Source organism: Rhodococcus opacus B4 (genome assembly GCF_000010805.1).
Classification (GTDB): domain Bacteria; phylum Actinomycetota; class Actinomycetes; order Mycobacteriales; family Mycobacteriaceae; genus Rhodococcus_F; species Rhodococcus_F opacus_C.
Genome location: NC_012522.1, coordinates 7,466,321 through 7,478,909, shown reverse-complemented (window position 1 = coordinate 7,478,909; position 12,589 = coordinate 7,466,321). Strand labels below are relative to the sequence as shown.

12 protein-coding genes are annotated in these 12,589 nt (G+C 70.1%); 6 read left to right on the top strand and 6 right to left on the bottom strand.

The features are described 5' to 3' along the window. Positions 1-34: 34 nt before the first annotated feature. The gene (locus ROP_RS34030; protein WP_015890531.1) at positions 35-523 is read right to left on the bottom strand and encodes a hypothetical protein; all 489 of its coding nucleotides are present in this window, start codon (positions 521-523) and stop codon (positions 35-37) included. A gap of 638 nt (positions 524-1,161) precedes the next feature. On the opposite strand from ROP_RS34030, the gene ROP_RS43255 reads away from it, so the two are divergent. Both ROP_RS43255 and ROP_RS34025 read left to right on the top strand, forming a co-directional pair. Next, on the top strand, positions 1,162-1,299 hold the full coding sequence (locus ROP_RS43255; protein ID WP_158306520.1) for a hypothetical protein: 138 nt from the start codon (positions 1,162-1,164) through the stop codon (positions 1,297-1,299). Next, positions 1,296-1,826, top strand: coding sequence for a GNAT family N-acetyltransferase (locus ROP_RS34025; RefSeq protein WP_015890529.1), 531 nt, complete (start codon positions 1,296-1,298; stop codon positions 1,824-1,826). Before ROP_RS43255 ends, ROP_RS34025 begins: the two co-directional genes overlap by 4 nt. A 9-nt stretch (positions 1,827-1,835) precedes the next feature. Here ROP_RS34025 and zapE read toward each other — a convergent pair whose 3' ends face one another. Continuing rightward, positions 1,836-2,852 carry a cell division protein ZapE gene (gene zapE / locus ROP_RS34020; RefSeq protein ID WP_015890528.1) on the bottom strand — a complete coding sequence of 339 codons (1,017 nt, stop codon included), beginning with the start codon at positions 2,850-2,852 and terminating at the stop codon, positions 1,836-1,838. Between the two features lie 34 nt (positions 2,853-2,886). Here zapE and ROP_RS34015 point away from each other — a divergent pair, with 34 nt between their 5' ends. Genes ROP_RS34015 through msrB form a run of 4 tightly spaced genes read left to right on the top strand, consistent with a single transcriptional unit; the run spans position 2,887 to position 7,120 of the window. Next, positions 2,887-3,675, top strand: a complete 789-nt coding sequence (locus ROP_RS34015) for a pyrimidine reductase family protein (protein WP_015890527.1) — start codon at positions 2,887-2,889, stop codon at positions 3,673-3,675. A 14-nt stretch (positions 3,676-3,689) separates the two neighbouring features. Continuing rightward, on the top strand, positions 3,690-5,255 hold the full coding sequence (locus tag ROP_RS34010; protein ID WP_015890526.1) for an alpha/beta hydrolase: 1,566 nt from the start codon (positions 3,690-3,692) through the stop codon (positions 5,253-5,255). A gap of 34 nt (positions 5,256-5,289) precedes the next feature. Next, positions 5,290-6,624 carry a glycosyltransferase family 87 protein gene (locus ROP_RS34005; RefSeq protein WP_015890525.1) on the top strand — a complete coding sequence of 445 codons (1,335 nt, stop codon included), beginning with the start codon at positions 5,290-5,292 and terminating at the stop codon, positions 6,622-6,624. A gap of 58 nt (positions 6,625-6,682) precedes the next feature. Then, on the top strand, positions 6,683-7,120 hold the full coding sequence (gene msrB / locus ROP_RS34000) for a peptide-methionine (R)-S-oxide reductase MsrB (protein WP_015890524.1): 438 nt from the start codon (positions 6,683-6,685) through the stop codon (positions 7,118-7,120). Here msrB and ROP_RS33995 read toward each other — a convergent pair. From ROP_RS33995 to hemE, 4 genes are read right to left on the bottom strand one after another with little or no spacing between them, the layout of a single operon-like run. After that, positions 7,080-9,431: a molybdopterin-dependent oxidoreductase gene (locus ROP_RS33995; RefSeq protein WP_015890523.1), complete on the bottom strand. Its 2,352-nt coding sequence runs from the start codon at positions 9,429-9,431 to the stop codon at positions 7,080-7,082. The two genes, msrB and ROP_RS33995, sit on opposite strands and share 41 nt — an antisense overlap. Before the next feature lie 15 nt (positions 9,432-9,446). Further along, complete coding sequence (hemQ, locus tag ROP_RS33990; protein ID WP_015890522.1) at positions 9,447-10,142, bottom strand: hydrogen peroxide-dependent heme synthase; 696 nt, start codon at positions 10,140-10,142, stop codon at positions 9,447-9,449. A gap of 4 nt (positions 10,143-10,146) precedes the next feature. Continuing rightward, positions 10,147-11,508 carry a protoporphyrinogen oxidase gene (locus tag ROP_RS33985; RefSeq protein ID WP_015890521.1) on the bottom strand — a complete coding sequence of 454 codons (1,362 nt, stop codon included), beginning with the start codon at positions 11,506-11,508 and terminating at the stop codon, positions 10,147-10,149. Continuing rightward, positions 11,505-12,572, bottom strand: coding sequence for a uroporphyrinogen decarboxylase (gene hemE / locus ROP_RS33980; RefSeq protein ID WP_015890520.1), 1,068 nt, complete (start codon positions 12,570-12,572; stop codon positions 11,505-11,507). Before hemE ends, ROP_RS33985 begins: the two co-directional genes overlap by 4 nt. Positions 12,573-12,589 lie beyond the last annotated feature (17 nt).

The window sequence follows — 12,589 nt, the reverse complement described above, 5'->3', positions numbered from 1 at the left end:
CCGGTCATCGACCGGGGCCGCACGCCGTTGTCCGTCAGGCGGGCCGGAGCCGGTTGGCGCCGGAGATCATCGCGCGCAGAGTCGATTCCGTGCGGGACTCGCCGATTCCCATCGCCCAGAGCCGGATGCCGGCGCTCTCACAGAGCAGGAATGTCACCGTGCGGTGCCCGATCTCGTGCTGGTGGAAAGACAGGATCTCCATCGCGCAGCCCGCATCGAACAGCATCGAGGTCATGGCGGCCACCGGACCGGGCGCGCTCGCACCGGTCTTGCAGATCGATTCGCCGATGCCGAGAGTGGCCTCGAAATCCCACATTCCGGGTCCGGTCTTCGTTTCCGACCAGCTGCCCAGACGGAACGGCCCGTTGGACGGTGCATACACGGCGTCGAACGCGTTCCAGGTCATCCCGGCAGCCTCGCTGCGGAGGTCCGCCGGCAGCGACTTGCCGTGGCGCGCGGCGAACGGGTCGGCGGCCGGTGCCGACGAGGGAAAAGATGAAGCGAAAGAATTGCTGGCGCTCATTGTCGTGGTCTTCCTGAAAGAAGGGAGGACCAACGCGTAGCTCAACGACCCGCAGCGAGGGGTCGGTCCGTATCAGACCCCGCTACGGCGGAGAACTACGAGGATGCGCTGCATGGAGGACACTGTAAGCGACAACCGTCCGCCGAGACAACCCCCGGCGCGCGCGGGAGCGGCGGGCGGGTGACGAAATCGTTACCGCCGCTTCTGGAACGTGAGGAATTCCTCATGTATCGTCGAACTTGCCATCCACCCCCCCGATGGCAATGAGCCCCAGCCATGACCCCCCATCCAAGGCTGGGGCTCAGTCTTGTTCCGGGCGCCCACGGGCCGCGTCCTCACCCCGCTACCGCAGTACAAGGCCGATTCGGGTTCGACGACACGGTCATCGTGGCCGCCGTCGCGTCGGTGTCCTCAGCTCCGGGGCGGGAAGCATCCTCGCCGAGCACCCGGCCCGCCGATTCTCCAGCAGAGCGGCACTGCAAGTACGGCGAGATCGCCGTCGTCCGTGCGGTTCTGCGGTCGGTCGCCGGTGTGGCGGTCGTCGTGATGGTCGTAGCGCGGGTGCGGGGAGCACGACCACGACGAGCAAACCGAGTGCGCTCCCGATCGTGACCGACGGCAGATGTTCTACTGGGGTCATGCGACTCGACGACGCCACCCGTCACAAGGTGACGTGCCTCCCGGACCGGGTCCGGACCGTTGCGGCGATCGGCCGGCTGCGGGACAGTACGGGGATGACACCTCCGACAGCGAAGGACGCGGTGGATCAGCTGTGACTGTCGAAATCGACCCGGCGGGAATCTGGGATTCCGAAGCGATTGCCGACGTCGCCGCGGCGACGTTCCCTCTCGCGTGCCCACCCGGGGCGACGCAGGACGACATCGCCACGTTCATCGACGACGTGCTGTCCGCCGAACGGTTCTCCGAGTACCTCACCGACCCCGACCGGACCGTTCTCAAGGTCACGCACGGCGGGGCGATCGTCGGATACGCGATGCTGATCGACGGGGAACCCGCCGACCCGGACGTCGGCAGGGTCGTGACCCTGCGGCCGACCACCGAGATCAGCAAGCTCTACGTGCTGCCCGGCAATCACGGAACCGGTGTCGCGTCTGCTCTGATGGCGGCGATCGTCGAACGCGCCCACGCCGCCAGATGTGCCGGACTGTGGCTGGGGGTCAACCAGGAGAACGTGCGGGCGCAGCGCTTCTACGCGAAACACGGATTCACGAAGGTCGGAACGAAGACGTTCCCGGTGGGCACCCAGCTGCACCACGATTTCGTGATGCAGCGGGCGCTGTAGCGGGCCGGGTCAGCTCGCGGCGACCTCGAAGCGCGACAGCGCGAGCAGTCGCGACGTGGCACGCAGGTACTTCTTCCGGTATCCACCGGCCAGCATCTCGGGGGTGAAGATCGCGTCGAGCTTGGCCCCCGACGAGGTGACCGGGATGCTCGCGTCGTACAGACGGTCGGCCAGCACCACCAGGCGCAGCGCGACCGACTGGTCCTCGGCGGGGTGGACGCCGTCCAGGAACACGGCCGGAATGCCCTCGACCAGCTTGTTGTAGCGGGACGGGTGCAGCGTGCTCAGGTGCTTGCACAGCTCGTCGAAGTCGTCGAGCGTGGAACCCGGGATGCTGTCGGCGCGCTCGGCGAGCTCCGCCGAGGAGATCGGGTCCGGGGCGGGCGGCAGGTCGCGGTGGCGGTAGTCGGGTCCGTCGACGCGGATCGTCTCGAAGATGGAGCCGAGCTTCTTGATCTCCCGCAGGAAGTCCTGTGCGGCGAATCGTCCTTCACCGAGCTGGCCGGGCAGCGTGTTCGACGTCGCCACGATGGACACGCCGCGCGCCGACAACTCCGACAGCAGACGGGAGACCAGCATGGTGTCGCCCGGGTCGTCGAGTTCGAATTCGTCGATGCACAGGACGCTGTGGTCGGACAGCTGCTCGACGGCCTTGTTGAAGCCGAGGGCGCCGACGACGTGCGTCAACTCCACGAACGTGCCGAACGCCTTGGGCGACGGGACGCTGTGGAAGATCGAGGCCAGGAGGTGGGTCTTGCCGACGCCGAAGCCGCCGTCGAGGTAGAGACCGGCACCGGTGGCCGGTGTCTTCTTCCCGAACAGACCGCGTCGGCCGCCGCTGCGGATCTTCACGACCTTCTTCGCGAACTCCTCGGCCTTCTGGACCGCGACGGCCTGGCTGGGTTCTGCGGGATCGGGAATGTACGACGCGAAGCTCACCTCGTCGAACATGGCCGGGGGCACCATCTGAGCTACCAACTGATCAGCGGGGACCACGGGGCTGCGATCGACAAGACGTGCATGCATACAAGCAGGGTATCCACGTGTTGAGATCACCAACATGCACCGTGTACATATTGCGACATTTTTCACACCGGACAGTCCGCCCGCCGAGGAGGAGTCCAGCGAATCGACCGCGAACTCGCTGCGTGCGTTGTACGCGTATCCGGCGGAGACGCCGCGGCCGTGGATCCGCGTCAACTTCGTGAGCAGCATCGACGGCGCCGTCTCCGTCGACGGGGTCAGCGGAGCGCTGGGCACCCCCGCGGACGCGCTGGTCTTCGAGACGCTGCGGGAGCTGGCCGACGTCGTGCTGGTCGGGGCCGGAACCGTGCGGGCCGAGAACTACGGCGGGGCGCGCATCGGTGCGGAGGGCAGGGGACGCCGCGTGGCATCGGGGATGCCGGAGGTCCCGCCGATCGCCGTCGTGTCCGCCCGCGCCCACCTCGACCCGCACGCGCGCCTGTTCACGGACACCGAGGTGGCACCGATCGTCGTCACGTGCGCGGACGCGGACCCGGCGCGGATCCGCGACCTCGCCGCCGCGGGCGCCCGGATCGTCACGGCCGGCGAGGTGCAGATCACCAGTGAAGGACTGATCGCGGCGCTGGACGACCTCGGACTGCGCCGGGTGCTCTGCGAGGGCGGCCCGAGCCTGTTCGGGCAGCTGATCGCGGACGACTCCGTCGACGAGGTCTGCCTGACCACGGCGCCGGTGCTCGCCAGCGGAACCGCCGGTCGCGTCGCCACCGCACCCGGTGCCCGGATCACCGCGATGACTCCCGCGCACATCCTGACCGACACCGATGGCACCGTCCTCACCCGATGGGTGCGGCTGCCCCGCCCGTAGGGGAACCTGGCAGGGTGGTCGCCATGCGCAGATCGGTGTTGCTCGCAATGGTTCTCGTGGTGTGCACCGCGTGCGGAGCCGGACCGTCCAACCGCCCGCACGTGGCAGTCGAGCGAGAGGGTGGCGGCAGCGAACCCACCGCGACCGAGACCGAGAACCCCGACGCTCCCCCGCCCGTGTTGCAGACCCCGAAGAACGACCTGGCGTGGACCGACTGCACCCAGAGCACGCTCGGAGCCCTGGACCCGGGCACGACACCCCCCGCCGGGCTCATCTTCGAATGCGGCTCCTACGAGGCGGCCGTCGACGAGAGCGGCACCCTGCCCGGGACCTTCACGATGGGTGCGATGCGGGCGCGGCTCGCCGACACCCCCGAGAACGCGGCCCCGCTCGTGCTCACCTCGGGATCGGACCGGTCGTCGAGCGCGACGCTCGCAGCGCTCAGCACCGGCGGTCTGACGTCGCTGTTGTCGACGCGTCCGGTGGTCGCGGTGGACCGCCGCGGGATCGCCGCCTCGCAGGAGATCGAATGCCTCACCCCGGAGCTCCGCAGCAGCCTCGCGAATCTCGGGCACTTCGACCCGGGGACGGGCGACCAGGTCGACAAGGTGACCGCGCTGGGCCGCGACGCCACGATCGCGTGCACCGACTACCTGCAGCCGCAGGAACTCGCGTTCGACAGCACCCACGCCGCCGACGACATCGAGGAACTGCGCCGCACCTGGGACGTCGACGCGCTGGGGATCCTCGCCACCGGCAACGGCAGCGCCGTCGCGCTCAGCTACGCCGCCAAGTACCCCGGCCGGGTCGGCCGGCTCGTCCTCGACTCCCCCGCGGTCACCACGGTCGACGCCGCGACCGTCACCGAGCAGCAGGTCGCGGGTCAGGAGGCGGCGTTCGATGCGTTCGCCCGCCAGTGCACGGCCCTGAACTGCTCCCTCGGCGCCGATCCCCGCGCCGCGATGACGGACGCCGTCACCCGCGCCGCGAACGGCCAGATCCCGCAGGTCTCCGCGAACGCACTGCTCACCGCGGTGTCCGGGTCGCTCGCCGCGGCAGGCGGTGACCAGCAGGGCCGCGTCCGCGCCCTGTCGGATGCGGTGTCCGCCGCCCTCGCCGGGAACACGGCGCCGATCCTCGCGGCGGTCGCGAAGGCCGAGGCCGCCTACGAGAGTGACGGCCAGTTCATCACCCGCTGCACGGACGGCCAGCAGTGGCCCGCACCCGACCGGGTCCGGGAACTGCAGAAGCTGTGGGGCGAACGCTTCCCGCTGTTCGGCCCGAACGCCGCCGTCGGGCTGCTCACGTGCACCTCCTGGCCCGCGACCGCGCCACCCGCTCTGCCCGGCGAGCTGACACTGCCGGTCCTGGTGCTCAGTGGCACCGCGGACCCGGTCGTCGGGAACGCCGGGGTGGGGACGGTGACGGGTGCCGTGTCGAGCGCGGGCGCCGCGACGGCGACGCTGACGTGGCACGGCAGCGGCCATCCCGCCACCCATTCGGACTGCGCGCAGAAGTCGATCGTCACCTACGTCACGGACGGGGTGCTGCCGCCGGACGGCAGCGCCTGCCCCGCCTAGCGGAGGTGTTCCGCCCGACACCCGCAGGGGGTGCGTGACCGCACGTCAGGGCTTCTCGGTGTACCGTGCCGTGGTGTTCCTTCGACAACTCGAACCGCGCACCGGGCGGACTGCCAACGAGGTAATCAACTTCGCGCTGTGGCCGATCGCCGTCATGACCGTGCTGCATCGAGTGGTCGTCAAGGCGGTCAACGGGTACATCACCGACGACTTCCGGCCGGTGTACAACGCTGCGCTGGCCTTCCTCAACGGGCGTCCCGTCTACACCGCCAACTTCGACTGGGTCGATCCGCACTACCTGTATCCGCCGTCCGGGACGCTGCTGATGGCGCCGATCGCGGTGATCGACCCCGAGAAGTCCCGCTGGCTGTTCATCATCGCCAACGCGATCGCCATCGTGATCGCCCTGTACCTGCTGCTGCGGCTGTTCGGCCTGGGATTGAACTCCATCGCGGCCCCGATACTGCTGCTCGCCACGTTCTCGTCCGAGACCGTCACCAACACCCTGGTCTTCACGAACATCAACGGCCTCGTCCTGCTCGGCGAGATCGCGTTCCTGGTGCTGCTCATGAAGCGCAGGGACCTGTGGTCCGGCGTCGCCATCGGGTTGACGTTCGCGGTCAAACCGATCCTCGCCCCACTCCTGCTGCTGCCTCTGGTGCGCGGGCAGTGGAAGGTGTTCGTCACCGCGATCGGCATCCCCCTGATCCTCACCGCCGTGGCGTGGCCGCTGTCCGCGGACCCGATGGACTTCGTGCACCACACGGTGCCGTACCTGATGGAGTCGCGCGACTACTTCAACAGCGCGATCGTCGGCAACGGCAAGTACTACGGCCTGCCCACCGGCATGATCTGGGCGCTGCGCGGCGTCTTCGCGGCCATCGTGCTCTCGTCCCTGTGGCTGCTCCACCGCTTCTACCGCCACGACGAACTGTTCTTCGTCGTCACCACGTCCGGGGTTCTGCTGACGGCGTCGTGGCTGCTCGGCTCGCTGGGCCAGATGTACTACTCGATGATGCTGTTCCCGCTCCTGATGTCGGTGGTGCTGAAGAATTCGGTGATGCGGAACTGGCCGGCGTGGCTGGCCGTGTACGGCTTCATGAGCTATGACAGCTGGCTGTCGAGCCGGTTCATCGAAGCCGGCCGGACCGCCGAGTACATGAAGACCACGCTGGGGTGGAGTCTGATGCTCCTCGTGATCTTCGGCGTGCTCACCGTCCGCTACGTCACGGCGCGCCGCGAAGGCCGCCTCGACCGGGGCATCGATCCGGCGTTCCTGCTCGAACCGGGCGAGAAGACCCCCGAGACTCCGCGGGAGCCGGAGCCGGACGAGCAGCCGCAGGTCGAGTCGGCCGCTGCCAAGACGTAGCCGCGTCCCACGCCTCGGCCTCACGGCCGGAACCGGCGAAACGTATTAGCGTGGAGCCATGAGTTCGCAGCAGCAGGATCCCACGCAGTCCGCCCCGAAGGTTGCTCTCTCCGACAGCGAGTGGCGCGAGAAACTGACTCCCGAGGAGTACGCGGTGCTGCGCCAGGCCGGCACCGAGCGCCCGTTCGTCGGCGAGTACACCGACACGAAGACGGAAGGCGTCTACCATTGCCGGGCCTGTGGCGCCGAACTGTTCCGCAGCAGTGAGAAGTTCGAATCGCACTGCGGGTGGCCGTCGTTCTTCGACCCGTCCGACTCGGACGCCGTCATCCTCCGCGAGGACACCTCGCTGGGCATGCGCCGCGTCGAGGTGGTCTGCGCGACGTGCCACAGCCACCTCGGCCACGTCTTCGAGGGCGAGGGCTACCCCACCCCCACCGATCAGCGGTACTGCATCAACTCGATCTCGCTGACCCTGGAACCGGCCGGGGAATGATCGCGGGCGGATCGAACGCCCGGATCGGTGGCAGCTCGCCGTCGTAGCGTTCGATCTGCACGAGCACGTGCTGGCCCGTGCAGCCGTGGGCCAGTGCCGACGTGCCCACGTCCGGGGTCAGCACGTTCGGGTTTCCGTGCACGCAGAGCGAATCCGGGTCGGTGGCGTCGAGCGGGTCGTACCAGGCGCCCGTCGACAGCTGCACCACCGCGCGGCGGACACCCTCGTCCACCACCACACCGGCGAGGCACGCGCCCCGGTCGTTGAACACGCGGACGACGTCGCCGCCGCTCAGTCCGCGGTCGGCGGCGTCGTCCGGATGGATGCGCAGCGGTTCGCGGCCGTGGATCTTCGACTTCTGGCTGGTGCCGCCGTGATCGAGTTGGCTGTGCAGGCGGGTGCGCGGCTGGTTGGCGATCAGATGCAGCGGGAACTGCCGGGCCCGCGGGCCGCCGAGCCACTCCTCCGGCTCGTACCAGCGGGGGTGTCCGGCGCAGTCGTCGTAGCCGAATCCGTCGATGTCCTCGGAGAAGATCTCGATCCGGCCGCTCGGGGTGCCGAGCGGGAACTTCGCCGGATCCGCCCGGAAGTCGCCGAACAGGATCAGGTCGTCCTCGGTCCGCATGCGCACGTGGCCCTGCGTCCAGAAGTCGTCGAAACTCGGCGCCGGTCCGCCGTCGGCGCGGACGAAGTCACGCCACTGCCCGTACAGGTGCTCGAGCCACTGCCCGGACGTGCGGCCCTCGGTGAACTTCTCGCCGACACCCAGCTTCCGGGCGACGGCGGCGAACGTGTCGTAGTCGTCCTGCGCGTCGGCGTACGGTGTCACCGCGGCGTGCATGGCGACGAGCAGCGGGTCGTTGCGGGTGCAGCTGATGTCGGCCCGCTCGAGCGACGTGGTGGACGGGACGACGATGTCGGCGTGCCGCGCCATCGGCGTCCAGTAGGGGTCGTGGACCACGATCGTGTCGGGCCGGGCCAGCGCGCGTCGCAGACGCGGAATGTCCTGATGGTGGTGGAAGGGGTTGCCGCCCGCCCAGTACAGCATCTTGATGTCCGGGTACGTCAGGCGCTGACCGTCGTAGTCGAACGGGGCGCCCGGGTTCAACAGCATGTCCGAGACCGCGGCCACGGGGATGAAGTCGCGGACCGGGTTCAGTCCCTGGGGAAGCGTCGGCAGCGGGTACGGGACCGGGGCGAGTCCGGGCTCGTTCATGGAACCGTAGCCGTGACCGAAACCCCCACCGGGAAGACCGATCTGGCCCAGCATCGCGGCGAGGGTGACTCCCATCCACGGGGCCTGCTCGCCGTGCCGGACCCGCTGCAGCGACCAGGTGACGGTCACGATCGTCCGGCCCGCCGCCATCCGCCGGGCGAGGGCCACCAGATCCGGGGCGGCGATGCCGGAGATCTGCTCCGCCCACGCCGGCGACTTCGGCACGCCGTCGGAGCGTCCGAGGAGGTAGTCCTCGAAGCGGTCGTAGCCGACGCAGTGGCTGCCGAGGAATGCCGTGTCGTGCAGGCCTTCCGTCGCGAGAACGTACGCGAGGGCGAGCATGATCGCGACATCCGTGCCGGGCACCGGCGCGTGCCGTTCGGCGACGCCGTGCATGTCGTCGCTCAGCGGACTGAACGACACGACGGATCCGCCGCGTCGCCGGAGGGCGTCGAGGGCGTCGCGGGTGGGGTGGTCGCTGGTGCCGCCGTGATTGACGCCGGTGTTCTTGAGGGGGACGCCGCCGAAGCACACCATGAGGTCGGTGTGCTCGGCGATGAGCTTCCAGGACGTGGAGCGGGCGAACATCTTCCAGTGCGTGCCCACCACCCGGGGCATGACGACGCCCGTCGCGCCCAGGGAGTAGCTGTGCACCGAACGGGTGTAGCCGCCGAGGGTGTTCAGGAACCGGTGGACCTGGCTCTGCGCGTGATGGAACCGCCCCGCGCTGGCCCACCCGTAGGAACCGCCGTAGATCGCGCTGTTGCCGTGGGTGTCGACCACCCTGCGCAACTCGTTCGCCAGTCGCTGGGTCAGCTCCTCCCAGTCCACCGGCACGAACTCGTCGGAACCGCGGGAACTGCTCGGTCCCGGGCCGTGCTCGAGCCACCCCCGGCGCACCACCGGACCGGTGATCCGCGCCTTGGTGCGGACCGACCCGGCGAGGTTGCCCAGCACCGGTGACGGGTCGGCGTCACCGGTGTAGGGGTGCGCGGCCACGACGTCGCCGTCGGCGACCTCGGCCTCGAACATGCCCCAGTGCGACATGTGCTGGTAGCGGGGCTGCGCGGTGCGGGCCCCGTCGGCGTCACTCATCGGTCGTGCGTCAGATCACGGCAGAGCCGCGACGAGCTTCTCCACATCCACCCGCGGGCCGGTGAAGAACGGCACCTCCTCGCGGACGTGCAGCCGGGCCTCGGTGGCGCGCAGGTCGCGCATGAGGTCGACGATGCGGTACAGCTCGGGCGCCTCGAACGCGAGGATCCACTCGTAGTCGCCGAGCGCGAACGCGGGCACGGTGTTGGCGCGCACGTCCTTGTAGGTGCGGGCCGCCATGCCGTGGTCGGCGAGCATCTTCCGGCGCTCGTCGTCGGGCAGCAGGTACCACTCGTAGGAGCGGACGAACGGGTACACGCAGATGTAGTTGCCCGGATCCTCGCCGGCCAGGAACGCCGGGATGTGGCTCTTGTTGAACTCGGCCGGGCGGTGGCACGCGACGTTGCTCCACACGGGCTTGCTCGCGCGGCCCAGGGCGGTGGTGCGGCGGAAGTCGGCGTACGTGGCCTGCAGGGCCTCGATGCTCGCCGAGTGCGTCCAGATCATGAAGTCGGCGTCGGCGCGCAGTCCCGCCACGTCGTAGAGCCCGCGCACCACGACACCCTTCTCGGCCTGGCCTTCGAAGAAGATCCGTGCCTCCTTGATCACAGCTTCCCGGTCGTCCCCGAGTACACCGGGTTCCACCTGGAACACCGAGAACATGAGGTAGCGGATTTCAGAGTTCAATGCGTCGAAGTCGAGGCGTGCCATGGGTCTATCGTGCCACTCGCCCGGCGAGCCGTGCAGCCGCCGTCGTCGCAGCGGCCACACAGGCGGGTACACCCACCCCGCGCAGGAGCGCCCCCGACACCTCGACACCGTCCAGACCTGCGACTTCCTGCTCGATCTCCGCCACCCGCTCGAGGTGGCCGGGACCGTACTGCGGCAGTCCGCCGTGCCAGCGCTGCACGTGCGCGGCGACGGGTTCCGCGGCCACCCCGGTGACGGTCGCGAGGTCGCGCCGGGCCGCGGCGATCAGCTCGTCGTCGGGTGCGTCGACGACGGCGGCGTCGCCGAACCGTCCGAACGATGCGCGCACGAGAGTGACCTCCCGCTCGGCGAGGTGCGGCCACTTGCGGCTCGACAGGGTGAACGCCTTCGCGCCGAGCGAGGTGTCGGTGGCGACGAGGATCCCGGAGTTCTGGGGGACGTCGGTGCCCGCGGGCAGGGCCAGCGCGACGACGGCCGAGGAGGCCAGCGGGATGTCGGCGGCGGCCGCCGACGCGCGGGGGGCGATGCCGGCGAGCAGTTCGGCGAGCTGCGGGGCGGGCACGGCGAGCACCACGCCGTCCACCCGGCCCACCGGGTCCGCCGACCAGCTTTCGCCGTCGCGGCCGAGGTCCCGGATCCGCTCGTGCACGATCTCCGCGCCCGCGGCGTCCGTGAGCGCGCGCAGCAGGACGCCGTAGCCGTCGCGCAGCGCCCCGAATACCGGTCCTGCGGCGGGAGGAGGCAGTGCCTCCGCCACGGCGGCGGACAGGCTCGTGGCGCCGCGGTCGAGGGCCGCCGCGAGGGTGGGGACGGCGGCGCGGACACCGATGGTGTCCGCCAGCCCCGAATAGACCCCGCCGAGAAGCGGATCCACCGACCGCTGAACCACCTGCGCGCCGAACCGGTCACCGACCAGCGCACCGACGGCGACGTCGGCGCCCGGTGTCCAGTCGAGCGGCACCGCCCGCTCCCCCGCCACCCGGGCGAGGGTCCGGTCGTCGACGAGACCGCGCAGGCTGTCGGCGTCGGCGGGGATCCCCATCAGCGTGTTCGACGGCAGCGGGTGCAGTGCGTCCTCGGACCAGATGAGCGGACGCAGTCCCGCCGGGTGCACGAGCTGGTCGGCGAGACCGAGTTCCCCGAGCAGGGCAGGCAGTTCCGGGCGCCGCGCGATGAAGGCTTCCGCCCCGACGTCGACGGGCTCCCCGGCGAGGTCCACCGTGCGCAGCTTGCCCCCGAGCCGCTGCGCGCCGTCGGCGACGACGATCCGGGCACCGGCGCCGAGCCGTTGCCGCAGCCGGTACGCGGCCACGAGTCCGGATATGCCGCCGCCGACGACGAGAACGTTCGGCGACGACCCGGTCACAGGGAGTGCACCAACTCGACCAGCGCGGTCAGCGCGCCCGGGTCGGTGTCGGGCAGGACGCCGTGCCCGAGGTTGAAGATGTGTCCCGTGGCGCCTGCGGCGAGGGCGGCGTCGGCCTCCGCGGTGATGCGGCGCACCTGCTTCTCGACGGCCGCCGATCCCGCGAACAGCACCGCGGGGTCGAGGTTTCCCTGCAGCGCCTTGCCCGGGCCGACCCGGCGCGCCGCGACGTCCAGGGGGATGCGCCAGTCGACGCCGACGACGTCGGCGCCGGCCTCGCCCATCGCGCCGAGCAGTTCACCGGTTCCGACACCGAAGTGGATCCGCGGCACCTTCGCGCTCTCCACTTCCGCGAACACCCGCTCGGAGTGGGGCAGCACGAATTCCCGGTACTCGGCCAGCGACAGCGCGCCCGCCCACGAGTCGAACAGCTGGATCGCGTCGACGCCGGCACGCAGCTGCGCCTGCAGGAACGTGATGGTCGTGTCGGCGAGGGTGCCGAGCAGCGCGTGCCACGTCTTGGGGTCGGAGTGCATGAGCGCCTTCGTGCGCTCGTGGTTGCGGCTCGGGCCGCCCTCGACCAGGTACGAGGCGAGGGTGAACGGGGCACCGGCGAAACCGATCAGCGGCGTCGAACCGAGTTCCGCGGTGAGCAGCTGCACGGCCTGCGCGACCGCGCCGACCTCCTCGGGTACGAGGCGGGGCAGGGCGGCGACGTCCGCGATCGACCGGACCGGATTCGCGACGACGGGACCGGTGCCGGCCACGATGTCGAGATCGATGCCGGCGGCCTTGAGCGGCACCACGATGTCGGAGAACAGGATCGCCGCGTCGACGCCGTGCCTGCGCACGGGCTGCATGGTGATCTCGCAGACCAGAGCCGGATCGAAGCACGACTCCAGCATGCCGATCCCCGACCGGATCTCGCGGTACTCGGGAAGCGAGCGGCCCGCCTGCCGCATGAACCACACCGGGCGCCGGCCGGGAGCGCGCCCTTCGGCGGCCGCCAGGAGGGGTGCGTCGGGGAGCACCCGCCTCGCGGCGTACGTCGCCCGTTCGCTCATGCCTGCATTGGTGCTTT

What these genes read in the sequence shown, in the direction of transcription:
- ROP_RS34030 (WP_015890531.1), bottom strand. Translation starts at nt 523, where the DNA reads ATGAGCGCCAGCAATTCTTTCGCTTCATCTTTTCCCTCGTCGGCACCG.
- ROP_RS43255 (WP_158306520.1), top strand. Translation starts at nt 1,162, where the DNA reads ATGCGACTCGACGACGCCACCCGTCACAAGGTGACGTGCCTCCCGGAC.
- zapE (WP_015890528.1), bottom strand. Translation starts at nt 2,852, where the DNA reads ATGCATGCACGTCTTGTCGATCGCAGCCCCGTGGTCCCCGCTGATCAG.
- ROP_RS34015 (WP_015890527.1), top strand. Translation starts at nt 2,887, where the DNA reads ATGCACCGTGTACATATTGCGACATTTTTCACACCGGACAGTCCGCCC.
- msrB (WP_015890524.1), top strand. Translation starts at nt 6,683, where the DNA reads ATGAGTTCGCAGCAGCAGGATCCCACGCAGTCCGCCCCGAAGGTTGCT.
- ROP_RS33995 (WP_015890523.1), bottom strand. Translation starts at nt 9,431, where the DNA reads ATGAGTGACGCCGACGGGGCCCGCACCGCGCAGCCCCGCTACCAGCAC.
- hemQ (WP_015890522.1), bottom strand. Translation starts at nt 10,142, where the DNA reads ATGGCACGCCTCGACTTCGACGCATTGAACTCTGAAATCCGCTACCTC.
- hemE (WP_015890520.1), bottom strand. Translation starts at nt 12,572, where the DNA reads ATGAGCGAACGGGCGACGTACGCCGCGAGGCGGGTGCTCCCCGACGCA.